The 26905-nt window shown below is 41.6% G+C and carries 27 protein-coding genes; 1 reads left to right on the top strand and 26 read right to left on the bottom strand.

What is annotated here, in order from left to right; translation table 11 throughout:
• Window positions 1–107 precede the first annotated feature (107 nt).
• The 19 genes from I6H78_RS08600 to I6H78_RS08510 form a co-directional block, all read right to left on the bottom strand.
• Window positions 108–659 (bottom strand): GNAT family N-acetyltransferase, encoded by a 552-nt coding sequence (locus I6H78_RS08600; RefSeq protein ID WP_198459419.1) that lies wholly within the window; start codon window positions 657–659, stop codon window positions 108–110.
• 57 nt (window positions 660–716) lie between these two features.
• Entirely contained in the window at window positions 717–1541 is an 825-nt protein-coding gene (gene nadE / locus I6H78_RS08595) for an ammonia-dependent NAD(+) synthetase (RefSeq protein WP_198459418.1), read from the bottom strand.
• On the bottom strand, window positions 1538–2998 hold the full coding sequence (locus I6H78_RS08590; RefSeq protein ID WP_198459417.1) for a nicotinate phosphoribosyltransferase: 1461 nt from the start codon (window positions 2996–2998) through the stop codon (window positions 1538–1540). The genes nadE and I6H78_RS08590 overlap by 4 nt, the downstream gene beginning before the upstream one ends.
• A 116-nt stretch (window positions 2999–3114) precedes the next feature.
• The gene (locus tag I6H78_RS08585) at window positions 3115–3603 is read right to left on the bottom strand and encodes a DUF6773 family protein (protein ID WP_198459416.1); all 489 of its coding nucleotides are present in this window, start codon (window positions 3601–3603) and stop codon (window positions 3115–3117) included.
• Window positions 3593–3802 (bottom strand): helix-turn-helix transcriptional regulator, encoded by a 210-nt coding sequence (locus I6H78_RS08580; RefSeq protein WP_162284509.1) that lies wholly within the window; start codon window positions 3800–3802, stop codon window positions 3593–3595. The genes I6H78_RS08585 and I6H78_RS08580 overlap by 11 nt, the downstream gene beginning before the upstream one ends.
• A 146-nt stretch (window positions 3803–3948) precedes the next feature.
• Entirely contained in the window at window positions 3949–4545 is a 597-nt protein-coding gene (locus I6H78_RS08575; protein ID WP_198459415.1) for an HAD family hydrolase, read from the bottom strand.
• 57 nt (window positions 4546–4602) lie between these two features.
• Entirely contained in the window at window positions 4603–5013 is a 411-nt protein-coding gene (locus tag I6H78_RS08570) for a GNAT family N-acetyltransferase (protein WP_198459414.1), read from the bottom strand.
• A gap of 100 nt (window positions 5014–5113) precedes the next feature.
• Window positions 5114–6478, bottom strand: a complete 1365-nt coding sequence (locus tag I6H78_RS08565; RefSeq protein ID WP_198459413.1) for an amino acid permease — start codon at window positions 6476–6478, stop codon at window positions 5114–5116.
• Window positions 6479–6554: 76 nt separating this feature from the next.
• Entirely contained in the window at window positions 6555–7037 is a 483-nt protein-coding gene (gene greA, locus I6H78_RS08560) for a transcription elongation factor GreA (protein WP_000818765.1), read from the bottom strand.
• Window positions 7038–7099: 62 nt separating this feature from the next.
• Window positions 7100–8851: an endolytic transglycosylase MltG gene (gene mltG, locus I6H78_RS08555; RefSeq protein WP_198459412.1), complete on the bottom strand. Its 1752-nt coding sequence runs from the start codon at window positions 8849–8851 to the stop codon at window positions 7100–7102.
• A gap of 70 nt (window positions 8852–8921) precedes the next feature.
• Complete coding sequence (locus I6H78_RS08550) at window positions 8922–9428, bottom strand: GNAT family N-acetyltransferase (protein WP_198459411.1); 507 nt, start codon at window positions 9426–9428, stop codon at window positions 8922–8924.
• Window positions 9425–9895: a GNAT family N-acetyltransferase gene (locus I6H78_RS08545; protein ID WP_198459410.1), complete on the bottom strand. Its 471-nt coding sequence runs from the start codon at window positions 9893–9895 to the stop codon at window positions 9425–9427. The genes I6H78_RS08550 and I6H78_RS08545 overlap by 4 nt, the downstream gene beginning before the upstream one ends.
• A gap of 9 nt (window positions 9896–9904) precedes the next feature.
• Window positions 9905–11239, bottom strand: a complete 1335-nt coding sequence (gene murC, locus I6H78_RS08540) for a UDP-N-acetylmuramate--L-alanine ligase (RefSeq protein WP_000048076.1) — start codon at window positions 11237–11239, stop codon at window positions 9905–9907.
• A gap of 11 nt (window positions 11240–11250) precedes the next feature.
• Window positions 11251–11862 (bottom strand): cystathionine gamma-synthase, encoded by a 612-nt coding sequence (locus I6H78_RS08535; protein ID WP_125422310.1) that lies wholly within the window; start codon window positions 11860–11862, stop codon window positions 11251–11253.
• Window positions 11863–11909: 47 nt separating this feature from the next.
• Window positions 11910–15005: a DEAD/DEAH box helicase gene (locus I6H78_RS08530; protein ID WP_198459409.1), complete on the bottom strand. Its 3096-nt coding sequence runs from the start codon at window positions 15003–15005 to the stop codon at window positions 11910–11912.
• A gap of 92 nt (window positions 15006–15097) precedes the next feature.
• Window positions 15098–16264, bottom strand: a complete 1167-nt coding sequence (locus I6H78_RS08525) for a MalY/PatB family protein (RefSeq protein ID WP_198459408.1) — start codon at window positions 16262–16264, stop codon at window positions 15098–15100.
• Between the two features lie 7 nt (window positions 16265–16271).
• Window positions 16272–17366 carry a cystathionine gamma-synthase gene (locus tag I6H78_RS08520; protein WP_198459407.1) on the bottom strand — a complete coding sequence of 365 codons (1095 nt, stop codon included), beginning with the start codon at window positions 17364–17366 and terminating at the stop codon, window positions 16272–16274.
• Window positions 17367–17511: 145 nt separating this feature from the next.
• A complete protein-coding gene (locus tag I6H78_RS08515) occupies window positions 17512–19470 on the bottom strand; it encodes a peptide ABC transporter substrate-binding protein (RefSeq protein WP_198459406.1) in 1959 nt (652 codons plus the stop codon).
• A gap of 202 nt (window positions 19471–19672) precedes the next feature.
• Window positions 19673–21295: a putative polysaccharide biosynthesis protein gene (locus I6H78_RS08510; RefSeq protein WP_198459405.1), complete on the bottom strand. Its 1623-nt coding sequence runs from the start codon at window positions 21293–21295 to the stop codon at window positions 19673–19675.
• A 105-nt stretch (window positions 21296–21400) separates the two neighbouring features.
• Here I6H78_RS08510 and I6H78_RS08505 point away from each other — a divergent pair, with 105 nt between their 5' ends.
• Window positions 21401–22846 carry a UDP-N-acetylmuramoyl-L-alanyl-D-glutamate--L-lysine ligase gene (locus I6H78_RS08505; protein ID WP_198459404.1) on the top strand — a complete coding sequence of 482 codons (1446 nt, stop codon included), beginning with the start codon at window positions 21401–21403 and terminating at the stop codon, window positions 22844–22846.
• A gap of 31 nt (window positions 22847–22877) precedes the next feature.
• On the opposite strand, the gene I6H78_RS08500 is transcribed toward I6H78_RS08505, so the two are convergent.
• From I6H78_RS08500 to I6H78_RS08470, 7 genes are all read right to left on the bottom strand, one after another.
• Window positions 22878–23078, bottom strand: coding sequence for a CsbD family protein (locus tag I6H78_RS08500; protein WP_000051179.1), 201 nt, complete (start codon window positions 23076–23078; stop codon window positions 22878–22880).
• A gap of 101 nt (window positions 23079–23179) precedes the next feature.
• Window positions 23180–23830, bottom strand: a complete 651-nt coding sequence (locus I6H78_RS08495; protein WP_198459403.1) for a DUF1803 domain-containing protein — start codon at window positions 23828–23830, stop codon at window positions 23180–23182.
• Complete coding sequence (locus I6H78_RS08490) at window positions 23814–24326, bottom strand: YiiX/YebB-like N1pC/P60 family cysteine hydrolase (RefSeq protein WP_198459402.1); 513 nt, start codon at window positions 24324–24326, stop codon at window positions 23814–23816. The genes I6H78_RS08495 and I6H78_RS08490 overlap by 17 nt, the downstream gene beginning before the upstream one ends.
• 262 nt (window positions 24327–24588) lie before the next feature.
• Window positions 24589–24774, bottom strand: a complete 186-nt coding sequence (locus I6H78_RS09425) for a DUF2568 domain-containing protein (RefSeq protein WP_232619933.1) — start codon at window positions 24772–24774, stop codon at window positions 24589–24591.
• Window positions 24775–24827: 53 nt separating this feature from the next.
• Window positions 24828–25763: a manganese-dependent inorganic pyrophosphatase gene (locus I6H78_RS08480; protein WP_198459401.1), complete on the bottom strand. Its 936-nt coding sequence runs from the start codon at window positions 25761–25763 to the stop codon at window positions 24828–24830.
• An 85-nt stretch (window positions 25764–25848) separates the two neighbouring features.
• The gene (locus I6H78_RS08475) at window positions 25849–26133 is read right to left on the bottom strand and encodes a GIY-YIG nuclease family protein (RefSeq protein ID WP_198459400.1); all 285 of its coding nucleotides are present in this window, start codon (window positions 26131–26133) and stop codon (window positions 25849–25851) included.
• Window positions 26123–26872: a tRNA1(Val) (adenine(37)-N6)-methyltransferase gene (locus tag I6H78_RS08470; protein WP_198459399.1), complete on the bottom strand. Its 750-nt coding sequence runs from the start codon at window positions 26870–26872 to the stop codon at window positions 26123–26125. The genes I6H78_RS08475 and I6H78_RS08470 overlap by 11 nt, the downstream gene beginning before the upstream one ends.
• Window positions 26873–26905 lie beyond the last annotated feature (33 nt).

Raw genomic sequence — 26905 nt, 5'->3', positions numbered from 1 at the left:
AAACAGGGACAATGATAGGGAAAAATAGGAATTTAATCAGTTTATTCAGAAATCTTGCACAAAAAAAGCCAGACAAGGTCTGGCTTTGATAGAAACAGAAAAGAAGATCACCTTTCTTCCCTGCTTATCTGGTAATAAATAAGGTCCGCAACGTAATCTTTTCTCTCCACACCATTGGTAATAGTTTTTAGATAGGACATTCCAGCCTTCTCCATGACACGGCCTGAAGCTGGGTTGAGACTGGCGTAACGAGCTCTGACTTTTTGAAAACCTGCTTGAGTAAAACAGAAGTCTAACACAGCTTTCAAGGCCTCCGTCATCATACCACGACCCCAATAATTTTTTCCTAAAATATAGCCAATTTCACAACTAGAGTCAATCTCATGCATTTCAACGATGCTGATATCTCCTATCACATGCTCTAGGTTTTCTTTGAGACAAATGGCCCATTTGTAATAGTTGGGATTGGCATAAGAAGCAACCCAATTTCGAATCGAGTTCCGAGTCACCACAACATCAGGATGAGGATTCCAAGTGACATAGGTCAGATTCTCAGCAGATGAAGCCCAATTTTGAAACATGGCTTCCGCATCACTCTCCACAAATCTTCTCAAGATTAAACGTTCTGTCTGTAACATTTGCGTACCAATAGATTTCATGATGCTAGCTCGCTTTCTCATTTCTAGGCTCAGGGTAAAAAGGTCCACTGGACCTTTTTACTCCCAAAAGTCGTCAAATACGGTGATTGGTAGGTGGCGTTTGTGTTGGCCTTTGTGCCACCAATTTTCGATAGTTTCTTGGGCTTCTGGGCTGATTGCCTTGCCTTCGAGGTAGTCATCAATTTCATTGTAAGTGACTCCGAGGGCTACTTCGTCAGCAAGTCCAGGTTTGTCTTCTTCTAGGTCTGCTGTTGGGATTTTTTCATAAAGTGCTGGGTCTGCACCTAGTTCCTTCAAGAGTTGTTTTCCTTGACGTTTATTGAGGCGATAAAGAGGGAGAATATCTGCACCACCGTCACCAAACTTAGTAAAAAAGCCTGTGATATTTTCCGCAGCATGGTCTGTTCCAATGACAGCTCCGCTATGGGCACCCGCAAGGGCGTATTGGGCAATCATACGACTACGAGCTTTAATATTGCCTTTGTTAAAGTCTGAAACAGGACTTCCTGTCGCTTCGACTGCAGCTGTCATAGCATCAGCTGATTCCTTGATATTCACAACCAAGCTGACATCTGGCTGGATGAAAGCGAGGGCTTTTTGAGCATCTGCTTCATCAGCTTGCACTCCGTATGGCAGACGGACAGCGATAAATTGGTAGCTGTCATCTCCTGTCTCTGCTCGCATTTCTTCCATAGCTAATTGTGCTAAGCGCCCTGCCAAGGTTGAGTCTTGTCCTCCAGAAATCCCTAGTACAAAGGTTTTAAGGAAGGGGTGTTTTTTCAAGTATCTCTTTAAGAAATCAATCGAACGACGAATTTCTTCCTGAGCGTCAATCACTGGCTTGACACCTAGTTGCTGGATAATAGTCTCTTGCAAACTCATTCTTCTTCTCCTTCACCAAGAGCTTCCTTGCGCATCTTATCAATCAAATCCATCTTATCTTGCCAAATATCACGCGCCAAGTCCACTGGATAGTGCTGCGGATTGAGCACGCGTTTGTACTCATCCCAAAGTTTGTCAAATTCTTTGCGAGCATAGGACTGAATCTCAGTCAAACTAGGCAGGTTGTAAACTAATGTTCCTTCTTTAAAAATATCTACCAAGAGAGGAACGGCATCAAAATTACGAACGGTCTTTTTGATGTAGGTATAGGTCGGATGGAACATCTTGATTTCTGTCATGTCACTCACATCCACACCATCATAAGTAATGTAGTCACCTTCTGACTTGCCTTTTTCACGGCTGGTAATGCGCCACACCTGCTTCTTACCTGGCGTTGACACTTTTTCAGCATTATTAGACAGTTTGATAGTATTGCGCATCTGACCATTCTCATCTTCAATCGCAACAATCTTATAAACTGCCCCAAGAGCTGGTTGATCATAAGCTGTAATCAGCTTGGTTCCCACACCCCATACATCAATCTTAGCCTTTTGCATCTTGAGGTTGAGAATAGTATTTTCATCAAGGTCATTAGAAGCATAAATCTTAGCCTCTGTAAAGCCAGCCTCGTCCAATTGCTGACGGACTTTCTTGGAAATGTAGGCAATATCCCCAGAGTCAATCCGTACACCCATAAAGTTAATCTGGTCACCTAGCTCACGCGCCACCTGAATAGCAGCTGGCACGCCGATGCGAAGGGTGTCATAGGTATCCACAAGAAAGACACAATCACGATGGGTCGCCGCATAGGCCTTGAAGGCTTCATAGTCGTTTCCATAAACCTGTACCAAGGCATGAGCGTGGGTTCCTAAGACAGGAATGTCAAAGAGTTTACCAGCACGCACGTTGCTGGTTCCATTAGCGCCACCAATCACGGCTGCGCGTGTTCCCCAGATAGCCGCATCCATTTCTTGCGCACGACGTGTCCCGAACTCCATCAAAGGTTCATCTTCGATAACCGAACGAATACGTGCTGCCTTAGTCGCTATCAAGGTTTGAAAGTTAACGATGTTTAAGAGAGCCGTTTCGACTAATTGACATTGGGCTAGAGGACCTTCCACCTGTACAATCGGTTCATTGGCAAAGACTAAGTCCCCTTCCTGAGCAGAACGAACCGTCAACTCCAACTTGAAATTGCGGAGGTAGTCTAAGAACGCCCCATGATAGCCAAGCGACTCCAAGTAGGCAATATCGCTATCAGAAAAGCGTAAGTCTTTAAGATAATGTACAATTCTTTCCAAGCCAGCGAAAACTGCATAACCGTTCTGAAAAGGTTGCTGGCGGAAATAAACTTCAAAGACCGCCTTTTTATTGTGAATTCCTTGGTCAAAGTAAACTTGCATCATATTGATCTGGTACAAGTCCGTGTGCAATGTCAAACTATCATCTGGATACATCTGTTTTCCTTCTTCCTTTTTTACAAAGGTATGAACGTATTCTACCACTTTCACACCATCCAATAAATTAGTACTATTATAACACATTTTACCGAGATTGATAAAAAGATAACAAGCTATTCTCCACTCTCCAGTTCATCCATATCTCGCTCAAACTTTTTTTGAGCCCATTCACCATAACTTTTAAGGCCGAGATTGCCGATAAAAACCCAAGGCAGGTAAATCAGATAAGTAATAACCCAAGCAGACAAGTATTTAACGTTCAAAGGATTGTACTGATAAATTTCGATATTGAATTGATAATTCTGTAACATCAAGAGAGTCGTAATAGCAAGAGTTACCAGCAAACACCCTACAATCGTAAAATGAAAACGACTATAGTAGGTCACTCCAAGTTGTCGTGCACGATTGAAAAAGAAGAAAATTCCTAAAAGAAGGGTAACCAGAAGAATATCAGGATTAAAAAGAGCAGGTGCTAATACTGCCACCAGATAGCTTAGCAGAATGAGCCCGATAAACATATAAAAAGACTCTGCACCAGCTTTGTTAATCAGTTGTTCTTCTCTTTCGTCTAATAATTGATAATAAAAAAATCTATTTTTCATCTTCTTCCTCCCAAAATAGTTGGTCTAAAGTTTTGCCTAAACATCTGCAAATGGACTGGCAGAGGGAGAGACTGGGATTGTATTTCCCAGCTTCAATCAAGCCTATAGTCTGCCTAGTAACACCTACAGCTTCTGCCAATTCCCCTTGTGTTAAATCACGCTCTACCCGAGCTAATTTTAATTTTAAATTTTTAGCCACTAGCATCCTCCTTCAAAATTTTAAAAAGTTGCGCTTCTTTTAAAAACATTATACCATATATCCAACTTAATGCAATATATAAATGTCATTTTGTAAGATTTTATTAACAAGAAAACTCTCTACCACAAAAGTAGAGAGTGTTGAGTTCAAATATAGGATTTCAAAATATCGACGACATCACTTCTTTTCTTGACCTGACAGCCCTTGATGCCCAATTTCTGAGCTGCGATTGTATTGTCCTCAATATCGTCTAGAAAGACACAATTTGTAGGATCTAGCTGGTATTTATCGAGAATCCCCTTAAACATTGCCAAATCAGGCTTTATAGCTTTTATATCACAGGATAGGACAAAACCATCTAAAAGTTCTTTTAAGGGAGATAGTTGCTCTTCCAGCAAGTCATAAAATACCTTTGAGGTATTGGACAAGACAAAGATGCGATGTCCCTTTTTCTTTAGTTCTGACAAAACAGGAAAGACTTCCCTATAAATATCAATGTAGCTAAGCCAGTTCCAGATAACTTCTTCGACTTTCTTTTGATAGGTACTTCCAATCATCGACACAACTTTAAACACCAACTCTTCTCTCGTCATGGTCCCAAGATCTAATCTTTCCCAAAGTCCCGACTGAAAAATGGCTTTATCTAAAACCAAATATTCTTCCTTCGTATCCGAAACGCCTTGTAAAATCTTATCCTTGTTCCATTCTAATAAGACGTTGCCCATATCTAGTATGATATCCATTAACCTACCTCCATAGTGATGTGAAGATTTCCTATTTGATTTTCGCAGAGTAATAGCTTACAAATCCTTTTGGTAATAAAATCTTTGCCCTGTATAGGGGTAGTCTTGCAAGGCAAAGACTTCCTTGTAGCCATGCCTTTTATAAAAATCTGGTGCTTGAAACTGGTAAGTATTCACGAAAGAAAAACGACAGTTTCGATTCTTGGCTTCATTTTCAGCTCGCTGCAATAGTTTTGAACCAATTCCTTGTCCCCTCAATTCCTCTTTCACAAACAAATACTCGATTTCCAACCAATTTCCGAAAGTCTCTGCTACTAAGCCTGCCATGAGATTGCCCTTTTCGTCTTCGACATAAAGGTTCAGTGGCTCGCTTTCAGCCTCTTCTCTTTTAGAACGATTATAAGCACGAATCAAGTCCCCTATTTCCTGCGCTTTATGAGATTCCTTATTTTCCAATCTAACGTGCATCCAAACCTCCTAATAAACTGCTACAGCTTGATTATAGTCTTATTTAGATGGACTGTCAAACTAGAAAAAACTCACCAAGCAGAGTTGATGAGTCCATGAGTTATTTTCTAAATTTCCACTGGCTATAAATCCCAAAAACAAGGATCCAGATGGCAGAACCAACTGCCCCCATAAAGGTAGACTCTTGCAAAAAGAGAGTCGCAAAAACAAAGACGAAAAAGAGAATGGTTAGGGGATTAAGCAAGCGATACTGAGGCATGAGGTAGCCATCAGCCATGAAGTCTTGTGACTTGCGGTATTTGAGATGGGCCACCATGATCAAGATATAAATCGCGATGTAAACACCTGATGAAGATGCTGTAATCAAAGCAAAGGCATCTGAAACACCTGGCAACACATTGATAAAGGCAGCCAGAGCAATCAAAATTGCTGAGGCGATGATGGCATTTTGTGGAACATTGTGGCGAGAAAGGGTATCGACCTTGATGGCCTTTAAGAAACGATTGGGCGAATCATGGGCAATCTGATATAAGTGTCTCCCTGTTGAGTAGAGAGTTGAGTTAAGCGCAGACGCCGCTGAGGTCAAGACAACAAAGTTGATTAGAGCCGCTGCCCACTTGATCCCTGCCAGTTCAAAAACCGTTACAAATGGAGAATCTGAAGAATTAAGATAAGACCAAGGAATAATGGCCATAATCGCAATGAGAGCTCCCCCATAGAAGAAGATAATTCTGAGAGGAATTTCCTTAACAGCTTTAGGAAGTACCTGACGAGGGTTCTTTGTTTCTGAAGTTGTCACCCCGATAAACTCAATCATCAGATAGGCAAAAAATACCATTTGAAAGGCCATGACAAAGTTCATAACTCCGTTTGGGAAAAGAGAGAACTGGTCGCTGATATTTGCCAAACTTGCAACACCGTGCGGTGTCTTAAAGCCTGTCAAAACCATAAAGACCCCAGTGGCAATCATGGCTAAAATCGCCACAATCTTGACCATAGCAAACCAAAACTCGACTTCTCCAAAGAGCTTAACCGCAATCAGATTGACCAAAGCCAAAATCGTTAAAAAGACAAGTTGAATCATCCAGCTAGGCCAGGTGGGAAACCAGAAGCGAACATAATCTGAGATGGCAGTGATTTCTGCCATACCGATAAAGACAACTGACAACCAATAAGACCAAACTGAGAAATATCCCCAACCTTTCCCCAAATGACGGGTGATAAAGTTGATAAAGGTATGTTGTTCTGGATCCTGATACAGCATCTCCCCAACAGCCCTCATCATCAAAAACATAAAGGCTCCTGTAATCATATAAATCAGGATGATAGAAGGTCCTGTAAGGCTGATAGAGCGACCAGCACCTAAGAAAAGTCCTGTTCCGATTGTTCCCGCAATAGCCATCACCTGCACATGGCGATTGGTTAAACCACGCTCCATTTTGTTTTTCTTCTTATTTTCACTCATATAGTCTCCTTTTTATCCAAAAAACCAAAAAGGAGTTGAGCAAGGCAAGGCCTTCACTACTCCTTTTTCATCCTATTTAGGCTGTTTTTTCAACCTTTAAGATTTTGACATCATAGCTACCAACTGGTGTTTCAATCGTTGCAGTATCGCCAGTCTTCTTGCCAATTAGAGCACGGCCAATCGGACTTTCATTTGATACTTTACCAGCAAAAGCATCTGCACCTGCAGAACCGACGATGATGTAGACCTCTTCTTCGTCTTCACCGACTTCTTGGATTGTTACTGTTTTACCGATTGCTACCTCATCTTGGGCAACTGCATCGCTATTAACAATTTCAGCATAACGAATTTTTGTTTCTAGACTTGAAATTTGTCCTTCAACAAAAGCTTGTTCATCTTTCGCTGCTTCATACTCACTATTTTCTGAAAGGTCTCCATAGGAACGAGCAATCTTGATACGCTCTACGACTTCGGGACGACGGACGAGTTTCAACTCCTCTAATTCTTTTTCTAGTTTTTCCTTTTCTTCAAGGGTCATTGGGTAAGTTTTTTCTGCCATTTTTTTAACTTTCTATTCTATTTACTTTTTTAAAACAAAATTATGTGGAAAACCACATAATTTTAGTTTGAACTACTTGCTTGAGGTAACTTACTATTGATATGCTCTGCAACGTTTTGATCATGTTCTTCTTTTGTTGTCGCAAAGTATACTTTACCGTCTTCAACATTGGCTACAAAGTACAAGTACTCACTCTTTGTTTGGTTTACACTTGCTTCAATCGCATCCAAACTTGGGCTATCAACCGGTCCAGGCATGAGGCCAAGGTGTGTATAAACATTGTATGGTGAATCAATCGTTGTATCAATTCCAGCGTCATCTGCTAAACTAATCTTTTGACCAAGTTTTCCTTGAGCATATAGGATAGCGATATTACTTTGAAGTGGCATACCAACATTCAAGCGGTTATAGAAGACACCTGCGATTTTCTTGCGGTCTTCGGTCTTAGCACCTTCTTTTTCGACAAGAGAAGCAATGCTGAGCAATTCATTAACTGTCAGATTCTTTTCTTTGATCGTAGCGTAATATGGTGACATAGCCTTATCCATAGCAGCCACCATCTCATCAATCAAACTTTCAACAGTTGTATCGTCTTTGATCGTATAGGTTGCTGGGAAAAGGTAACCTTCAAGACGATAACGAACGCCACTGTCTTTTGTTGGAAGACTTCCAAGTAGGTTTGGATACTTGGCTACTAATTGTGAGATAAAGGTCTCATCTTGAGCTTTTGCCAAGAAAGCATCCGCAGTAAGAGGTTCTTTAAATTCACCTTGAAGTTGTCCTACTGTTTGAGCGATTTGCTCTAATGTATAGCCTTCTGGAATTGTCAAGTTTGCAAGAACAGGTGCCTGAGCTTCAGGAGTCCCACCTTTTTCTAATTCTTGAATCAACTCATCCGTACTCATACTCTTCTTCAAGTTGTAATAACCTGACTTCAAGTTAGCATGGCTATAATATTTAGCATAAAGACTAAAGATAAGTCCATGTTTAACCAAACCAGATTTTTCCAAGGTGCTTCCAATTTCTTGAACATTTGCACCGTCTGGGATTTGAACCGTTACGTAGTCCTTAGAGCTCGCGTCCACAGGTTTCAAGGAATCTTGAACGTAACCATAACCAAAGTAACCACCAACTGCAACGAGTACTAGGAGAACTAGAACTGTTACTAGGCAACCTTTAGCTTTTGATTTTTTCTTTTTCTTAGTTGGTGTTGCACCTTGACGACGACTACGACGCGGAGCATCAGCTAATCCACTGCTAGATTCTGTAGAAACAGGCTCAACTCTTTCAGGCATCCCTGGGGTGATTTCCTCTTTCTTGTCTTCTGTTTTATAGGTTACGGCAACCTTAGTCGGAGTATCGTTAAAATCTTTTTCTTCGGGTTTAAGCTCAACTGGTTCTACCTTAGGCTGAACAGGTTCCACTACAGGTTCTTCAGCCAGATGAATCGGCTCTACTAGAGGTTCTTCAGATTCTACAACCTCAATCTTGTCGATGATTGGCTGTCTAATCTCTTTCTCTTCTTGTTCATCCATTTCATCAGTTCTAGCACTTGAAAGTGGAGGAACACTTGGTGCATTCTTTAGGATTTTATCGACAACAGATAGGGAATCAGCCATCAACTCTTCTGTTGACGTTTCTGGTTCAAGATCTGAAGGAGTTGCTGAACTAGCTTGGGATGATGAAGCCGTCAGATTTAGAATCTCTACTTCTTTCTCTCTTCTATCTTGTTCTTTTACTCTTTCTAAATCACGTAGAATTTGCTCTTTAAAGCTTAATTTTTCTTCTTCTCTTGATTTTTCAGTCAAAAGCATTACCTCCTTGTTGACAATCCATAATATTATATCTTAAAAGTCTCAGAAAAGCAACCAACTAGGGCATTCCCTAGCTGTTTTCTTTATTTTCAGGCTGCCAGACCATATCATACCATGTTTCCCCAGCAAAGCTTGACTGGGATATTCCCTCATTAACAAAGCCGTGCTTTTCGTAATAGGAGATAAGGTAATCATGACACGTCAGGTTAATGCCCTCTCGTTCATGTTCTAAAGCGACTTCTTTCAGAGCCTTTAATAGTCTTTTCCCTACCCCCAAAGCTTGTGCTTCCTTGGCAATCGATAGGCAAGTCACAGAAATATAACCTCCAGGTTGATGGCTATAGTCTTTTATTTTTTCTGTAAAGGACTGATCATCTAGATAGCGGTGTGGGACGACTGGACCTTCGATATAACCAAGAATACGCCCCTCTTTTTCAGCTACGAGAAAACTGGTCTGAATTTCCCGCAAATGCGCCTCAAAGACCGAACGAGGAATGGCTTCTTCAAGGGAAAAATTCTCTAGTTCTATCTCTATAATCCGATCTAAATCCGAAAATCTTGCTTGTCTGATTTTCATATTTCCTCCTGATAAAAAGGATTGACCCAAGTCAGATACCATTCAGAACTACTGCCATAATGATTCTCTGTCACTTCTTCTTCTTCAACAAAACCATTCATTTCAAAATAAGATAGTAGTTCATCAGGACTCTGCAAAAGAATACCTTGATAATCTAGTTCGACTGTCACCTGTTTCAAGGCTGCAAGAAGAAGAGTTCCCAGCCCCTGTCCCCAATGGTCAGGATGAATGGTCAAGGATTTTATTTCTATCCATTTGGAATGAATAGACTCAGCTTCTCCTAAAACATAGCCTAGGAGCCGATTTTCATCCCCAGCTACAAGAAAGGTACCCGCAGTCTTGCGGATACTCTCTTCTAAGGATTGACGGCTAAGTGCCTCTTCTAACGAAGGATTGGCTTCTTCAATCGCCAACATTTCTTCTAAATCTGATAAGGTAGCTTGCCTTATAGTAATTGGAATTTCCATCTGTTTTCCTTATTGGACGTTGCTTGTCAAGTTAGACAAGAGACGTTCAAATGAATATTCATAGGTTTGGATGTCTCCAGCACCCATAAAGACGTAAACAGCATTGTCATGGTCTAGGAGTGGAGATACATTCTCAACAGTGATAACCTGGTGTTTCTTGTTGATTTTATTGGCTAAGTCTTCTACTTTGACATCACCATGGTCCACTTCACGAGCTGATCCATAAATTTGTGCTAGGTAAACCGCATCCGCTTGGTTCAAAGCATGGGCAAATTCGTCCAACAAGGCAATGGTTCTTGTAAAGGTATGCGGTTGGAAGATTGCTACGATTTCCTTGCTTGGATATTTTTGACGAGCCGCATCCAAGGTTGCAATGATTTCTGTTGGATGGTGGGCAAAGTCATCAATAATCACTGTATCATTGACTATTTTTTCAGTGAAACGACGCTTAACACCTGCAAAAGTTTTCAAGTGTTCACGGACCAAGTTCAAATCAAATCCAGCTGTGTAAAGAAGACCAATAACAGCTGTCGCATTCATAATATTGTGACGACCAAAGGTTGGAATGTGGAATTGACCCAACTCTTGTCCACGGAAGTGAACGGTGAATGTTGAACCAGTCGTAGAACGAAGAAGATCACTAGCTACAAAGTCATTGCCCTCAGCTTCAAACCCATAGTAATAGATTGGCGCATTGGCAGTGATCTTACGCAACTCAGCATCCTCACCGTATACAAACAAACCTTTGGTAATTTGTTTGGCATAGTCGTTAAAGGCATTGAAAACGTCCTCTAGACTTGTAAAGTAGTCTGGATGGTCAAAGTCAATGTTGGTGATGATAGAGTATTCTGGATGGTAAGGCATGAAATGGCGCTCATATTCGTCTGATTCAAAGACAAAATATTTGGCATTGGCTGAACCACGACCCGTTCCGTCACCAATCAAGAAACTGGTATCTGTGATGTGAGACAAGACGTGTGACAACATACCGGTTGTTGAAGTTTTGCCATGAGCTCCTGCCACTCCCATGCTGACAAAGTCGCGCATAAAGCTACCTAGGAATTCATGGTAACGTTTGTAGCTGATACCATTTTGATCTGCATAGGCGATTTCAACGTTGTTATCTGGACGGAAGGCATTCCCCGCGATAATCTCCACATCACCTTGTAGGTTCTTTTCATCAAAAGGAAGAATCGCAATTCCTGCCTGCTCTAGCCCACGTTGAGTAAAGTAGTATTTTTCAACGTCTGAACCTTGAACCTTGTGTCCCATTTGGTGCAACATCAAAGCTAGGGCACTCATCCCTGATCCCTTGATTCCAATAAAATGATATGTTTTTGACATGCTTTTCTCCCCTACTCAGTAATTCTTGTCAGATTCAACTCTTGGGCAACCTGACGTTCCTGTTCTGTTTGCTTATTCTTTTTATTATAGATTTGACTCTTCTTTAGAAAATCGTAGTTGTTCTTTTTAGCTTTTTCCATTTGGTTTTTCGGAGTTGGATTCGCCACTTGACCAACCTCCTCAGCTAAGATATAGTGAGACTGGCTCAAGTTTTTACTAAATTTGGCAAACTCACCTGGATTTTCCTTTTGAAATGGTGCTGTTGGTTGGTTTCCTTGACGAACAAGTGTTGAACCATTGTGTCGTCTAGTATGACTAACATCCTGAGTCAAATACTTGGCTGAACGTTTCTTCTTCAAGTCCGCACGCGCCTCTTCTCGAGCCAATTCAGCATAGGTTTTTTCAACTTTTTTAGGTTCTGGACTTGGCTTTGACTCCTTATTAACCACTGGAGAAACTACGGTTTCTTCCTCATTGATAGGAGACCATTCCAAATAGTTCTTATCGCGGTAATCACCTTTGATATTGCTAATAAAGTCTGACTCATCGTACAAGTCCATGACTGGCATTTTGGTCAGCATGATCTCATCATCTGACACCAATGGAAATCGATCTTGTTTCATTTTGTATTTCCTTTCAACACTTCATTATAGCGTATTGTCTTGATTTTTCAAGTGCTGGCTTCAGAAATTCCCAAAATTTCACGAATTTCTGCCAGACTGAGACTCGCACGCGACTCCGTACCATCTAAAACTTGGGAAACCAAATGTTTCTTTTGTTCTTGAAGTTCTTGGATTTTCTCTTCAATGGTCCCCTTGGTAATCAAACGATAAACCTCGACCATCTGCTCCTGCCCCATGCGGTGAGCGCGTCCGATAGCTTGGGCTTCGACAGCCGGATTCCACCAAAGGTCAACCAAAATAACCGTATCAGCTCCCGTTAGATTGAGACCAACACCACCCGCCTTAAGGGAGATGAGAAAGGCATCTCTTTCCCCTTGGTTAAAGGCCTTAGTCATCTCCTGTCTGTCATGAGCAGGAGTTGAACCTGTGATTTTGAAGGAGGTCAAGCCCAAGTCTGGGAGTTCTTGCTCGATTTTTTCCAACATTCCTTTGAACTGGGAGAAAATCAAGACCCGATGCCCACCATCAGCCACTTGAAGCAATAAATCTCGGAGACTATCGAGTTTACCACTGGCTCCTTGGTAATCGTCCATAAAGAGAGCTGGCGTATCGCAAATCTGTCGCAATCGCATGAGTCCAGATAAGATTTCTACCCGACTTCTTTGGAATTCCTGATCTGTCACTTGCGCTAGGCGGTCTCGCATCTGTTGCAACTGGACTAGATAGATGGCCTTCTGCTGGTCTTCCAGTTCATTTTTATAGACGACTTCGATCAGGTCAGGCAGTTCTGTAAGAACTTCTTCTTTCTTACGCCTCATGACAAAGGGCTTGATAAACTGCGCGACTCGGTCAGCCGGTAATTTCATAAACTCCTTTTTACTTGGTAAGAGCCCCGGTAGCACAATTTGGAAGATAGACCACAACTCTCCTAAATGATTTTCGATGGGCGTACCTGACAAAGCAAAAACTGCTGGCACCACAAACTGGCGCAAACTCTGAGCAATCTTGGTTTGGGCATTTTTCATGACCTGGGCTTCATCTAAGAAGAGAAAATCAAAAGCCATCTCTTGATAAAGCTCGCTGTCTTGACGAAAGGTGGCATAGCTAGTCACATAGATTTGGTGATTTTCAGAAAGAATCGCTTCTCGATTCGCTTTCAAACCATGAACGACAGCCAAATCCAACTGTGGGGCAAATTTCCTAAATTCATCTGCCCAATTGTAGATCAAACCTGACGGAGCCAAAATCAAGACTCGACTATCTTCTCTCACCTGACTCGTCAAAAAAGCGATGGTTTGCAGTGTTTTTCCCAGTCCCATATCATCTGCCAGGATGCCACTAAAGCCATAGTGATGAAGCATCTGGAGCCAACGGACTCCCTTTTCCTGATAGTCTCTCAAACTCGCCTGCACCCGTATATCTCCCAAAGGAAAATCCTCTGGATGGGTCAAATCATGAGCTAAATGCTGAAATTCTTCCGAGAAGGAGATCCTGTCTCGACCTTCAAACAACTGAGACAGACTGTAAGCCAGAGATTTTCGCGCTTGGAAAGAACCATCTTTTAGCTCAACCCCCAGTTCCTGCAAATTTTGACGAATCTGCTTGGTCTCCTCATCAAAAAAGTACACTTGGTCAGAAGAACTGATATAGAAATCCTGATTGCTGGTCAGGGCTTTAAGAGCTTGATCAATCTCTTCTTGGGCAATCCCTTGGAAATCAAACTGAATCTCCAACAGTCCTCCCTTGGACTCAATCTGAACCTGAGGAGCTTGGACGCTGTAGAGCTGATTCATCTCATCAGACAAGAAAACCAACCCCAATTTCTCAAAAGCTGGAATCGTATGGTGAAAGAAAGAATAAACTGCCTCTGGCTTCAAAGCCTGTCTCCAAGACTGAAAATCAGCCTCAAAACCAGCCCCTAAACAGACTTGAAATAGCTGATTTCCCAAGACGGCATCGCTTGAAAAAGGTAATTGTTCCAGCTGTTGACGACTAGTCACCTTAACATCTCCATAGTCAAACTGGATATCCAAACGGATGCGGCCGTCATCCTCCCTATCAAAGTAAAAGATTGGTGAAAAGGATCGTATTTGTAAGCGCTCAGGAGCAGAAACTGTGCCCAGCTGTCTAAACAAAGGCAGGCAGGCGGCTAGACGGTCACGATCACTGTTATCAAACTGGAGGAATTTCCTCCCGCTTTCCTCCTGAGGGAGCTCCTTGAGTTCCTTTAGAAGGCTGATTTGTTCAGGGTTTAAGAGATAAAGATTTCCCTTACGAAAGAGAACCGCTCCCCCATAGAATACGTTGACTCGCTCACTTTCAGAAATCTCCATCTCAAAATAATCGGGATACTCCTGCACGGAAAAAGAGAACAGTTCTGCATCTGGATCTAAATCATGAAAGAGAAGATTTTCATAACTAGTAATCTGGTGCTCAAAATAAGAATCCTCCAAATTCATCAGCAACTCTACCCCTTGTTCAAAAAAGGTCAGAGGGAAAAAGAGGTGACGACCTTGATTGGGGAAAAAGAGGTCTTGACTCAGCCCCTCCTCAATCAAGCCACGTAAAAAAGTAAGAACTTCTTGACTAGCTGTATCAAAAGCATCCCAAGACAAGTCATTTTCATAGTATTTCCCAATCATATATGGTTTTCGATGGACTAAGACCTTCAAAAAGAGTGGGATATCACGGATGACATAATATTTTTGACTATCAATTAAACCGATTCGGAGTGTCCAAAGGAGGCGATTGGTCCCAGCTTCCACCTGACCTTGAGCCGACAAAGTGTAGATTTTCTCTCGCTTCTGAGGTTGGATCCGCTCCAAAAAACTACCGCCAAAACTAACCTTGATTTCGACCTCTTCTTGCTCTTCATGTCCTTTTTCTAAGGCTTGTAAAATCACCTGGCCTTCTTCATCATTCTTCAGATAATGCTCGAGCGCTGCGAGGTGAACACAGTAACCTCTTTTTTGGAAAAAATCGCAAGCACAAAAAACCAGATTATCCTCTAAACTGTAGCGCAAGTCTTCTCCCGCGACACGTGTGTAGAGGCGACTCCCTTTTTCCTTGATAATCTCAATATTGTCCGTTTCATAGAGAGTAACACCCTCCATGCGCAACTTCCCCGGAATCAATTTAGCCATAGTTACCCCTTTATCTTATCTTTTCATTATACCACATTTTCCCCCACGAAAATAGCCTTCTAGGAAGACTTTTCTCCTAGAAGGCTCGATTTTTAAAGGGTAGCAAAAGTGGTCACGATGCGTTGACAAACCTCTTCCAGTACTGACTTCGGCATAGCTACATTGAGGCGGGCATGAAGAGTTCCCTCCTCCCCAAAGTCCAAACCTCGGTTCAAGATAACCTTGGCTTCATTCTTCAAAAGCTCTTGCAAGCGGTCATCCGTTAGGTCATAGGCTGAAAAATCAAGCCAGATCAAGTAGGTACCTTGCGGTTTCATGACCTTAATCTTGGTTTCGTTGCCCAAAAAATCCACTACATAGTTAATGTGGTCCTCGATGACTTCTTTTAAGTCTCCTAACCAGTCCTTACCATAACGGTAGGCAGCTTCTGTCGCCAAATACCCCAAGCCTGAGATTTCATGTTGGTTATTGGCCAACTGGCGTTTTTGGAAAGAAACACGAAGCTTTGGATTTTCAATCACTGCATAGGAATTTTTCGTCCCAGCAATATTAAAAGTTTTAGTAGCACTGCTCAAGATTAGGGCAAAGTCTTTAAAGGCGGGATCAATGGTGTTAAAAGACTGGTGTTTATGACCAAAGAGGGCCAAATCTTGGTGAATCTCATCTGAAACAAGCAAAACACCGTGTTTTTGGCAGAGATGCCCAATCTTTTCTAACACTTCCTTTTCCCAAACACGTCCACCAGGATTGTGGGGATTGCAAAGGATATAAAGCTTCACATCCTCTTCCACCAATTCCTTCTCCAACTGGTCAAAGTCAATCTCAAACAGCCCATCCTTTTCCACCAAAGAATTGGTAATCAATCTGCGATTGTTCAGTTTGACACTGCGTGCAAACGGTGGATAGACCGGTGTATTAATCAGAACAGCCTCTCCTTCTTTTGTAAAGGCTTGAATAGCTGTTGAAATAGCTGGTACCACTCCCTCTATAAAGACGAGGGAATCCTTGTCAAAGCGATACCCGTGTTGATTGGCTTCCCAGTCCTGAACCGACTGAATCAAAGCATCACTAGCATAAGTATAGCCATAGACTAACTGATCTGCATAGGCTTGTACAGCTTGTCGAACCTCAGGCAAAACCACAAAGTCCATATCTGCTATCCAGGCTGGTAGAACTTCTCGGTCAGCTTCTGCTTCTTTCCATTTATAGGTATGGTGCCCAAAACGATTGGGCAGACTTGTAAAATCATATTTTCCCATATCTATCTTATCCTTCCAAAGCTTGGCGCAAGTCCGCAATCAAATCTCTAGCATCTTCAATCCCAATTGACAAGCGCAGGAGGTCATCTGTTAAGCCATAGGAATGGCGCACTTCTGCTGGAATATCCGCATGAGTCTGAGTTGTCGGATAGGTGATCAGACTTTCTACCCCACCCAAACTTTCCGCAAATGAAAAGACCTTGAGACTATTCAAAATATGAGGAATACGTTTTTCGTCCACTACTTTAAAGGAAATCATACCCCCACGTCCAGTATAGAGCACTTCCTTGACAGCAGGTGAATCCTTCAAAAAGGCAACCACTTCTTGGGCATTGACTGTAGAACGCTCCATACGAAGAGGCAGGGTTTTGAGACCACGAATCAACTGATAACTATCAAATGGTGACAAGACCGCACCAGTCGTATTGAGATTGTAGAACAGTTGTTCATATAGTTCTAAACTATTAGTCACAACCACACCAGCCAAGACATCATTGTGCCCTGCTAGATACTTGGTTGCTGAATGAAGAACGATATCCGCACCGTCTTCAATCGGACGTTGATAAATCGGACTGTAAAAGGTATTGTCTACCACTACCTTGGCACCCTTGGCATGAGCTAGTTTGGCTAGTTTGGCAATATCAAATTCCAACATCAAGGGATTGGTTGGTGTTTCAATATAGAGAACATCCACATCTTTCTCTAACTCAGCGACAAGCTCTTCTTCTGTATTGGCATAGGTAAAATGGAAACGGCCTTCTTGCTCGACTTGATTGAACCAACGGAAAGAACCCCCATACAGATCGCGTACAGCCAAGACTTTACTTCCTACTGGAAAAACACTAAAGGCCAGTACAATCGCAGCCATACCTGAGCTTGTCGCTAGGGCATAATCTGCTGATTCGATTGCCGCCAAGACTTCCTCCGCCTTACTGCGAGTTGGATTTTTGGTACGAGTATAGTCAAATCCCGTAGACTGACCGAACTCTGGATGCTGATAAGTGGTTGAAAAATGAAGCGGCGTTACCAAGGCACCTGTAGCCTCATCTGACTTGATTCCCGCCTGGGCCAAAATTGTGTTGATGTGTAGTTCTTTGCTCATACAATACCTCCAAATCTATAGTAACTATTGTACCACTTATTTTTACTAACTCATTTTCTTGTTTTCAAGAGCTAGTTATAGTTTCAAACTATATAAAAACGATAGTTCCTTGAGAAACTATCGTTTTTCCTGTTGAATAGACTGGTTATTTAACATGTTTTGCCAGTTCTTCTTGGGCTTTTTTATTTGATTCTTCTTTTTCTTTCTGCCATTTTTCTTTAGCTTTTTCATACTCATCAGCCGTTACAGTCTTATCTTGCAACTTGAGATACTTGTATGATTCGACACCCTTATTTCCAGCTTGTGAGAATGGTGATGAGAATGGAACTGTCTTTCTCAAGGTCGGTGTTCCACCCTGAGAAACGTTTGGAATAGCAAGGGCGCTATCAACGAGCCAAGCTTGAATTTCCGCATATTTTTCATAACGTTTCGCTGGTTCTTGCTCCTTGTTCGCTTCTTCTAACATTTGAGTGTAAGTATCCAGACCAACTGCCTTAGCCTTGTCATTGACCTCACCTGGTTCTAGACCAATGTTTTGCAACATACCACCGTTATTGACATTTAAGATATCAAGATAGCTTGATGGATCCAAGTAGTCAGCACTCCAACCGCCATTATAGATATCAAAGTCTTTTTGAGCTGCGGTTTGAGCGAGGTAGCTAGAGTTGTCAAAGTCATCTGTTGATAGCTGTTGGATATCGATAACCACATTCTCAGCTCCTAGAACAGATTCGATGGATTGTTTCAAAGAACTTGCTTCAAGTACACCTTTTTTAGCTGATTGGTCAACTGTTACATCCAAGTGGATTGGGAATTGCACACCCTTAGCTTCCAATTCTTTCTTAGCTTCTGCAAATTTAGCTTTAGCTTTATCAGGATTGTAGTATGGATCTTGTGCATCTGCAAAGTTGATTCCTTGCCATTCTTGGCCATAGTTGACCATCTTTTCTGAAACAACATCGCCAAAGTCTTTTCCGTTGATACTTACAAACGTAGGAGGTACAACCAAGTTACGAATAATCTTTGTTGCTCCTTCTTCCCCTTGAGATTGTGCTCCATAGGCTGTACGGTTATAAGCATAGTTGAAGGCTTGACGGAAGTTTTTATTCAGAACTGCTTCTTGGGTTGATTTCTTTTCGATATCTGAGGATTTAGAAGTGAAGTTATAAGATTTTCTGTCTAAGTTGAAGTTCAAGTAATAAGAAGTTGCGTTTTGCATACTATAGATGATGTTATCCTTGTTCTTCTCTTTAATGCCTTCAAAGCTTGAGCTATTTGGGTAGAGAAGTGCGTAGCTGTATACTCCTTCTACGAAGTTACGAGCTAGGGCATCCTGGTCACTACCGTCATAGTAAGTCAATTTCACATCGTCCACAAAGACATTTTTAGCATCCCAGTAATTTGGATTTTTCTTGTATTCGATAACAGATTTTGAAACAAACGATTTCATCAAGAAAGGTCCACTGTACAAAATGCTAGAAGGATCTACCTTACCAAAATCATCCCCTTTTGATTTCAAGAAGTCTGCATTGACAGGGAAGAGAATGGTTGAAGTTGTTTTAGAATTCCAATAAGGTTCTGGACGTGTCAAAGTGTACTGAACTGTTTGGTCATCAATAGCCTTAACACCGACTGTTGAAAAGTCAGTTGTTTTCCCGTTGATATAGTCATCCAAACCTGCTACAGAGTCTTGAACCAGGTACAAGGCTTCGGATTTTTTATCAGCAGCATATTTCAAACCTGTCACAAAGTCTTGGGCCGTTACAGGGGCGTATTCTTCACCCTCATAAGTATACCATTTTGCATCCTTACGCAATTTGTAAGTATAGGTCAAACCGTCCTGAGAAACAGTCCAATCCTCTGCCAATGATGGAACATAGTTACCGTATTGGTCATTTTCCATCAACCCATCCACCAAATTGGTCACGATGTCATTGGTTGTTGCACGGTTTTCTGCAAGATAGTTCAAACTAGATGGATCGTTCGAATAAACATAGTTATATGTTTTAGTAGCGCTACTTGAATTTCCACATGCGCTCAGTAAGATACCTGCGCTTAACACGACACTTGCAAGTGTCAGATACTTGGCCTTAGACTTTTTCATTTCCAGAACCTCCTGTTTAAAAGTTTTGTCTTATTATACAGCTTTGGTTTTATTTAGTCAAGTGATTTCTGAAGAAAAACTTAAAAAAGCATATTTTTTGCTCTTGATTTTAGAAAAAGTTCTCTTTTTTTAAGAAAAATGTAGTATAAAAACCTTTCTGTTAAAGAAAGGTTAAATTTATTACTTTTATTTATAAATCTTTTTACGATATTTTCAATCGTGTACGTAGTCGGTCTGCTTGAGCTTTGCCGATTATCTTGTCTAAGAGTCGTGTCCGTAGGCTCATCAAGCCATAAAGGCCTCCTCCAAGCCCTCCGATGAGAGCCACATAAAGGAAACTCCAGAAACGTCCACTTGGTTGGAAGACAAAACCGAGTAGCCACTGCAAGAAGCCAACTAGGATAAACATGACAAGAGTCAAGATGGTGATCAAAATAGTCCGTTTCAAGATAATCTTTCTACGAGCACCCGTTACCTGGCAGATATCTCGGTACATCAGGACATTCGGAATAATCAAACCGATAGTCGTTGAAATCAAGGGACCGTAGCTGTGGAAAATAGCAATGGTTGGCAATTGCAAGACGATCTTAGCAATGGAACCATAGATAAAGTATAGAACTGCCTTGCGGTTTCGGAACATGGCCTGAAGCATAGGAGACAAGACCATGTACAAACCTAGGATAGTAGACTGCAAAACTGCAAAGACAAATAAACCCATGGCCAGACTATCTGGCTTACCGTAAAAAACTGTATAAAGAGGCTCCCCTACCATGACCACTCCAACCGTTGCAGGCAGTAGAAATAAGAAGAGCATGGTAAGGCTATCTTGGACTAGGCGAGCCGCCGCCTGCAAGTCGCCTTTTACATAGTTTTCCGTCAACAGCGGCAAGCCGACACTCCCGATTGAAACTCCCACAGAGATTAAAATCATAGTAATTTTATTAGGATTGGCTGAGAAATAAGAAAACATGACAACCAAGTCTTCATTGCTGTAGTTAGTAAACCACTTCATACTATTGATAAAGGTCATCTGGTCTAAGATTTGGAAGAGTTGAATGGCTGATCCTGTCAGGATAAAGGGAATGGCTTCCTTGATGGTATCAACCAAAAGTCGCTTACTATTGATCTTATCCCGTGTTTCAAAAACTCTTTTAAGCAAACCTTCTTGGGCAAGGAAATAAATCAAGACTGCAAAACTTGCCACCATCCCCACAAAGGCCGCAAAGGTCGATTGGGTAACGGCTGATAAGTAGTCACCAGAACCCATCTTCATAATGAAGAAGGTTGCCATCAACATCCAGATAACACGGATTACCTGCTCGGCGATTTGACTCATAGCATAGGGTTTCAGGTTATTCATCCCTTGGAAGAATCCTCGGATGACACTCATAGATGGGAAAATCAAGACTGCCCAAGCCAAGCTCTGCATGATGGGAATCAGGTCTTTCCCCACACCTGACAAATCTGCTAACCAGGGAGAAAAGAGATACAAGACCAAAGCAAAGACTATGCCCAAGCCCGTCATAAAGCTTAGGAAACTCCGAATCAAGGCAAAGCTATGCTCTTCTTCTCGCATGGTATTGTACTTAGCCACTTGTTTGGCGACCGCAACTGGGATACCCGCTGTCGAAATCAGCAAGAACCAGGCGTAAATATTGTAGCCCATGGTAAAGAGGCCATTTGCCTTGGCAGCATAGGTCCCCATCCAGATATACCAGGGAATAATGTAGATAGCACCAAGGAGGCGACTAATAAAGTTACTAGCTGTTAGCCAAGCAGTCCCTCGCAACATCTGGGCTTGCTGGTGATTGTTTTCGTTAGACATAGCTTCCTCATTCAATTTTGATAACTAGGAAAAGTTCCTTATCTTCCATTATAAACTTTTCCTTGTTACTTGTAAAATTCAGACTTGAAGTTTATAATAGAAAGTATGATTAAGATTGAAACCGTATTAGATATTTTAAAGAAGGATGGCCTTTTTCGCGAGATTATTGACCAAGGACATTACCACTACAACTACAGTGAAGTTGTTTTTGATAGCATCAGTTATGACAGCAGAAAAGTAAAAGAAGGCACTCTTTTTTTTGCAAAAGGCGCTGCCTTTAAAAAAGAATACCTCCTATCCGCTATAACGCAAGGCTTAGCTTGGTATGTCGCAGAAAAGGACTACGAGGTTGGTATCCCCGTCATCGTTGTGAACGATATCAAGAAAGCCATGAGTTTGATTGCGATGGAATTCTATGGTAATCCACAAGAGAAACTCAAAATTCTCGCTTTCACAGGGACAAAAGGAAAGACGACAGCAGCGTACTTTGCTTACCACATCCTATCTCAACGCTACCCAACAGCTCTCTTGTCAACTATGAACACAACTCTGGATGGCGAGACCTTCTTTAAATCTGCCTTCTCAACGCCTGAAAATATCGATCTTTTCGACATGATGGCTCAGGCTGTTAAAAATGGAAGAACCCATCTTGTAATGGAAGTCTCTAGCCAAGCCTATCTTGTTCATCGAGTCTATGGTCTGACCTTTGATGTAGGTGTCTTTCTTAACATCACTCCTGACCATATCGGTCCGATTGAGCATCCTAGCTTTGAAGACTACTTCTATCACAAACGTCTCTTGATGAAAAATAGCCGAGCAGTTGTCATTAATAGCGACATGGACCACTTTTCTGTATTGAAAGAACAAGTAGAAGATCAAGAGCATGACTTCTATGGTAGCCAGTCAAGTAACCAAATTGAGAACTCCAAAGCCTTTAGCTTTTCCGCTACAGGTAAACTCGCTGGTGATTATGATATCCAACTCATCGGTCACTTCAATCAAGAAAATGCCGTTGCTGCAGGACTTGCCTGTCTTCGTCTAGGTGCCAGTCTGGAGGACATCAAAAAAGGGATCGCTGCAACCCGCGTTCCTGGACGTATGGAAGTTCTCACTCAGAAAAATGGAGCCAAGGTCTTCATAGACTATGCTCACAATGGCGACAGTCTGAAAAAACTGATTTCTGTTGTTGAAACCCATCAAACTGGAAAGATTGTTCTGGTTCTCGGTTCGACTGGAAACAAGGGTGAAAGTCGTCGCAAAGACTTTGGACTCCTTCTCAATCAACATCCTGAAATTCAAGTCTTTCTCACCGCTGATGATCCAAACTATGAAGATCCAATGGCCATTGCTGAAGAAATTAGCTGCTACATCAGTCATCCTGTTGAAAAGATTGCCGATCGTGAAGAAGCCATCAAGGCGGCGATGGCCATCACAAATCAAGAACTCGATGCTGTGATTATTGCAGGCAAGGGAGCTGATTGTTACCAAATCGTCCAAGGAAAGAAAGAAGACTATCCTGGAGACGCAGCTATCGCAGAACGTTATCTATAAAAAAATCAAGGGAAACATTCCCTTGATTTTTTTAGTCTTCTTTCTTAAATGAGTTTTTAAGACCTTCAACGGCACCTTCTACAGCGCCTTTAGCATCTTCAACAACTTCTTTTGCTTTCGCAACTGTTTTTTCTACAGTACCTTCTGCTTCTGTCTTACTATCGCCAGTAACTTTACCAAATCCTTCTTTGATAGCACCAGTTGCTTGATCCAATTTATTTTCAAGTGACATAGCTCTGTCTCCTTTGCTTTTAATACGATAAACGTTATCGCTTACATTCAGTTTATGCTTATTCTTTGGCAAAGTCAAACAATCTGCTCAAAAGCAACTAATTAAGACAAATGGAAAGACAATCTCTCCTTGTCAAAATCGACGGCCAACTCATACTTTCCAGCTTCATTTTGCACAATATAGCCTAGAACGACTAAACTGTCCACAAAGATATCACGACGTTTCTGCATGAGCTGGTCTTTTTTGAGGAATTTCAGTAAAAAAGTCGTCATATACTTGAGGGCATACTCAGGATTGACATCTCCCAAAATGGCATAGAGTTCCTGCTGTTTTTCTGTCAAAGGATATTGATTCTTGACCTTGTAGAAATAATTAGACAGGGTCATCTTTTCTCTAGCAAAATCTGTAGATTCGACTAAAATGGCTGCATTGGTTTGATTGCGCAATTCTGTCTCAAAAGTCTTTTTCAGCAAAGCTTGATAGACTGGACTATCCTCTCTGACAAAAATCTCTTGGTCAAGGACCAGACTGTCTATTGATTCTAGAAAAGGGAGATTAAGGGAATAACGTTTGTTTTCCCTTCGGATCAAACCTGCCTTTATATACTCTTCCATGAGTTTATCAACTGCCACATCTGGAAACTGGGCCTTGATTTCTCGGAGGATCACATCATCATGCTGGTCCAGATAGTCCACCAAATCTATAAAAAATGGCTGTCGAGTCAAACGGGAGGGATTAAAAATCTGAATCATGAAGATTCCTTTCTTTACATTCTAATAGAGGGGATGCTGCTAGTTGACTAGGATTGGTCCCTGGTTGATTCAGAGGCACTGGAAGTTCGAGTTTCCTGTAGTATTCCCTCCAAAAATCACTGATTTCCTGCTCCCCGTCCCCAAATTTCATGGCAATAGTTTCAAAAATCGGTAGGATTTCAGCGATATACTGGGAGCAATAAAAGCCAGAACCATCTGGATAAAACGAGCTATTATAAGGTGCACCTAAATGTTTGCTAGCTCTCTCCTTTACCAAGTCAGCTTCCAGCTCTGGATAGACATAAAGATCGTAGAGATGAGTTGGTTCAAAAAATTCAGCCGGTTCTTGACAAATGACACCAGCTTGCCCACTAGCATGGTAAATGAAACCGTCCAAAAAGATGGCTACATGACTATAGTTCCCCGTAGAAGCCTGGATAGCCTGCCCCATATCTGAAAGGTCCTTCACAAAAATCAAATCACCATTTTCTAACATCTTTCTCTCCTAGAAAAAAGGAGCCGAAACCCCTTTAGCTATATGGAAAACACTGTTTTCTCGTGTCAATCTCCAGTCAAATAATTACCATTTAAATAATTCATTAAATATATTATAAGAATTACTCTAGCTGAAAATAATAAAGCAGACCCAAACTTCCAAAAGACAGAGCTAAGTATAGGATTCCTATTTGCAATCCATACAAATGCCAAAAACTACCACTAACTAAAATAAAAATCGATGTCTCAGCAACGAGGCGATGCTATTTTTTAAAAGCATGTGGAGATTTTGGTGCCATATATCGCGCCCAAAATAAGATTAATAGAACTGCTAGAAGAAAAAATAGGAATTTTTCCAGCCAAGAAATTTGTATCACAGACACGAAGAAAAGACCAAGGATTGCCACAACCTCAACCAAAAAGCGCAGTCCTTCAATCAATCGCATCATGCTATCACCTTCTATAAATAGTCAAATTAACAGTTCCAAATATTCATTAAGAATTACCCATTAAAGCTTTCAGTCAACTGTGGCACCACTTGTTTCTTACGTGAAACAGCACCTGGAAGGAAAGCGTGGTTGTTTTCAAGTTTGAAATTAAAGGCAGCTTCCACCTTGTCCATGTTTGATCCAAGAGCAAGGATTTCTGAGTTTGAGTTGACGATGTCTGTAATCATCAAGACAAAGTCTGAGTAGCCGTTTGCTGCATTAGCTGCTTGCATTGCTGCTTCGATTTCTGCTTGGCGTTCCAAGACTTCAGCAATATCAACTGTATTGACTTGGGCAACACGAACCTTATTTCCATTGAGTTCAAAGGTCTTAGCATCGATGTCAATCAATTCTTCAGCAGATTTACTAGCCAAGTTTGTACCAGCTTTCAGCATAGCAAGACCGTACTCTTCCAAGTTGACACCTGCTATTTCTGCCAACTCAGGCGCAATCACTTTATCAGATGGGTGAGTTGTTGGAGATTTCAAAAGAAGAGTATCTGAAATCAAACCTGAAAGCATCAAACCTGCAATTTCTTTAGGAACTGCTACACCATGTTCTTTGAACATGCGGTAAACGATAGATGAAGCTGATCCAACTGGTTCCAAGCGCATGTAGAGCGGGCTGGCAGTTTCAAAATTAGCCACACGGTGGTGATCCACAACTCCGTAAACTTCTACTTCAGCAATATCTGACACTGATTGTTGGAATTCATTGTGGTCAGTCAAGATGACTTGCTCTGCACCTTCTGCTTTAGCAGATGTGATGACGCGTGGTGCTTCTACACCAAAATAGTTCAAAACGAAAGCTGTTTCTTCATTTGGAGTTCCAAGTGCTACAGCTTCTGTGTCCAATCCATAAGCCTCTTTTGCAAGGTAAGCAAAGGCTACAGATGACCCGATGGCATCTGAGTCTGGATTTTGGTGACCAAATACTAGAATCTTAGACATGATAATACCTCTTTAAATTTATTCATCTTATTTTAGCACTTTTTTCCTCTTTTGACAAAAGTAAGAGGAGCCAAAGGACTCCTCGTTAGACATCAATATGGTTGACTAGATTTTTCTCTTGATTTTCAGATAAAAATCGTTCTTTCTGTGGACGTTTCTTTCGTTTGAGGAGAGCTTCGGCAGACATGGCTTCTTCCTTACTAGCAAAACCTTGAGCATAGATGAGTTTGACTGGCAAGCGAGCTCGGGTATATTTGGCTCCCTTACCACTATTATGAACGGCAAGGCGTTTCTTAACGTCTGTCGTATAACCAGTATAGTAAGATCCGTCGCGACACTCCACCACATACATATAGGCCTTATGATCCATAGTAAATCTCTTGAATTTCTGGTGTATAGGAACCATCATCATTGTGAACGATGAGTGGTGGCAAGACCTTAAAGCCACTGGTCGATCCATCCTTGATAGCTTCGATTAAGAGCATATTGGCCTCCTTCTCACGTTTAGGATAGACAAATTGCAGGCGCTTGGGTGCCAAATTATGGCGTTGAAGCATGTCTAAGATATCCAAGAGCCGATCTGGACGATGAACCATGGCCAAACGACCATTAGACTTGAGAATACTCTGAGCACTACGGCAAATTTCTTTTAGGTTAGTCGTAATTTCGTGTCTGGCCAGAAGGTAGTGTTCACTCTCGTTGAGATTAGAATGCGGATCCACCTTAAAATAAGGAGGATTGCATAAAATCATATCCACCTTACTTCCCTGAATGTGGGCTGGCATATTTTTCAAATCATCACAGATGACCTGCATCTGCTCTTCCAAGCCATTCAACTGAACCGAACGCTCTGCCATATCCGCCAAACGCTCCTGAATTTCTACAGAGAGAATTTTTGCCTTGGTACGACTACTTGCAAAAAGTCCTACTGCACCATTGCCAGCACAAAAGTCCACAATTAAGCCATTTTTAGGAAAGCGTGGAAAGCGTGACAAGAGAACACTATCCACCGAATAGCTAAACACCTCTCTATTTTGGATGATCTTGATATCTGTCGAAAAGAGCTGGTTGATTCGCTCTCCTGGTTTTAATAATTGTTCTTCTTTCATACTTTTATTATAACAAATGATGTTAATATTACA

This window comes from Streptococcus oralis (assembly GCF_016127915.1).
GTDB lineage: Bacteria > Bacillota > Bacilli > Lactobacillales > Streptococcaceae > Streptococcus > Streptococcus oralis_BO.
The sequence above is the reverse complement of the archived record's forward strand: the minus strand, read 5'-3'. Positions and strand labels throughout refer to the sequence as shown.

What these genes read in the sequence shown, in the direction of transcription:
- I6H78_RS08600 (WP_198459419.1), bottom strand. Translation starts at nt 659, where the DNA reads ATGAAATCTATTGGTACGCAAATGTTACAGACAGAACGTTTAATCTTG.
- nadE (WP_198459418.1), bottom strand. Translation starts at nt 1,541, where the DNA reads ATGAGTTTGCAAGAGACTATTATCCAGCAACTAGGTGTCAAGCCAGTG.
- I6H78_RS08590 (WP_198459417.1), bottom strand. Translation starts at nt 2,998, where the DNA reads ATGTATCCAGATGATAGTTTGACATTGCACACGGACTTGTACCAGATC.
- I6H78_RS08585 (WP_198459416.1), bottom strand. Translation starts at nt 3,603, where the DNA reads ATGAAAAATAGATTTTTTTATTATCAATTATTAGACGAAAGAGAAGAA.
- I6H78_RS08575 (WP_198459415.1), bottom strand. Translation starts at nt 4,545, where the DNA reads ATGGATATCATACTAGATATGGGCAACGTCTTATTAGAATGGAACAAG.
- I6H78_RS08570 (WP_198459414.1), bottom strand. Translation starts at nt 5,013, where the DNA reads ATGCACGTTAGATTGGAAAATAAGGAATCTCATAAAGCGCAGGAAATA.
- I6H78_RS08565 (WP_198459413.1), bottom strand. Translation starts at nt 6,478, where the DNA reads ATGAGTGAAAATAAGAAGAAAAACAAAATGGAGCGTGGTTTAACCAAT.
- greA (WP_000818765.1), bottom strand. Translation starts at nt 7,037, where the DNA reads ATGGCAGAAAAAACTTACCCAATGACCCTTGAAGAAAAGGAAAAACTA.
- mltG (WP_198459412.1), bottom strand. Translation starts at nt 8,851, where the DNA reads ATGCTTTTGACTGAAAAATCAAGAGAAGAAGAAAAATTAAGCTTTAAA.
- I6H78_RS08550 (WP_198459411.1), bottom strand. Translation starts at nt 9,428, where the DNA reads ATGAAAATCAGACAAGCAAGATTTTCGGATTTAGATCGGATTATAGAG.
- I6H78_RS08545 (WP_198459410.1), bottom strand. Translation starts at nt 9,895, where the DNA reads ATGGAAATTCCAATTACTATAAGGCAAGCTACCTTATCAGATTTAGAA.
- murC (WP_000048076.1), bottom strand. Translation starts at nt 11,239, where the DNA reads ATGTCAAAAACATATCATTTTATTGGAATCAAGGGATCAGGGATGAGT.
- I6H78_RS08535 (WP_125422310.1), bottom strand. Translation starts at nt 11,862, where the DNA reads ATGAAACAAGATCGATTTCCATTGGTGTCAGATGATGAGATCATGCTG.
- I6H78_RS08530 (WP_198459409.1), bottom strand. Translation starts at nt 15,005, where the DNA reads ATGGCTAAATTGATTCCGGGGAAGTTGCGCATGGAGGGTGTTACTCTC.
- I6H78_RS08525 (WP_198459408.1), bottom strand. Translation starts at nt 16,264, where the DNA reads ATGGGAAAATATGATTTTACAAGTCTGCCCAATCGTTTTGGGCACCAT.
- I6H78_RS08520 (WP_198459407.1), bottom strand. Translation starts at nt 17,366, where the DNA reads ATGAGCAAAGAACTACACATCAACACAATTTTGGCCCAGGCGGGAATC.
- I6H78_RS08515 (WP_198459406.1), bottom strand. Translation starts at nt 19,470, where the DNA reads ATGAAAAAGTCTAAGGCCAAGTATCTGACACTTGCAAGTGTCGTGTTA.
- I6H78_RS08510 (WP_198459405.1), bottom strand. Translation starts at nt 21,295, where the DNA reads ATGTCTAACGAAAACAATCACCAGCAAGCCCAGATGTTGCGAGGGACT.
- I6H78_RS08505 (WP_198459404.1), top strand. Translation starts at nt 21,401, where the DNA reads ATGATTAAGATTGAAACCGTATTAGATATTTTAAAGAAGGATGGCCTT.
- I6H78_RS08500 (WP_000051179.1), bottom strand. Translation starts at nt 23,078, where the DNA reads ATGTCACTTGAAAATAAATTGGATCAAGCAACTGGTGCTATCAAAGAA.
- I6H78_RS08495 (WP_198459403.1), bottom strand. Translation starts at nt 23,830, where the DNA reads ATGATTCAGATTTTTAATCCCTCCCGTTTGACTCGACAGCCATTTTTT.
- I6H78_RS08490 (WP_198459402.1), bottom strand. Translation starts at nt 24,326, where the DNA reads ATGTTAGAAAATGGTGATTTGATTTTTGTGAAGGACCTTTCAGATATG.
- I6H78_RS09425 (WP_232619933.1), bottom strand. Translation starts at nt 24,774, where the DNA reads ATGATGCGATTGATTGAAGGACTGCGCTTTTTGGTTGAGGTTGTGGCA.
- I6H78_RS08480 (WP_198459401.1), bottom strand. Translation starts at nt 25,763, where the DNA reads ATGTCTAAGATTCTAGTATTTGGTCACCAAAATCCAGACTCAGATGCC.
- I6H78_RS08475 (WP_198459400.1), bottom strand. Translation starts at nt 26,133, where the DNA reads ATGGATCATAAGGCCTATATGTATGTGGTGGAGTGTCGCGACGGATCT.
- I6H78_RS08470 (WP_198459399.1), bottom strand. Translation starts at nt 26,872, where the DNA reads ATGAAAGAAGAACAATTATTAAAACCAGGAGAGCGAATCAACCAGCTC.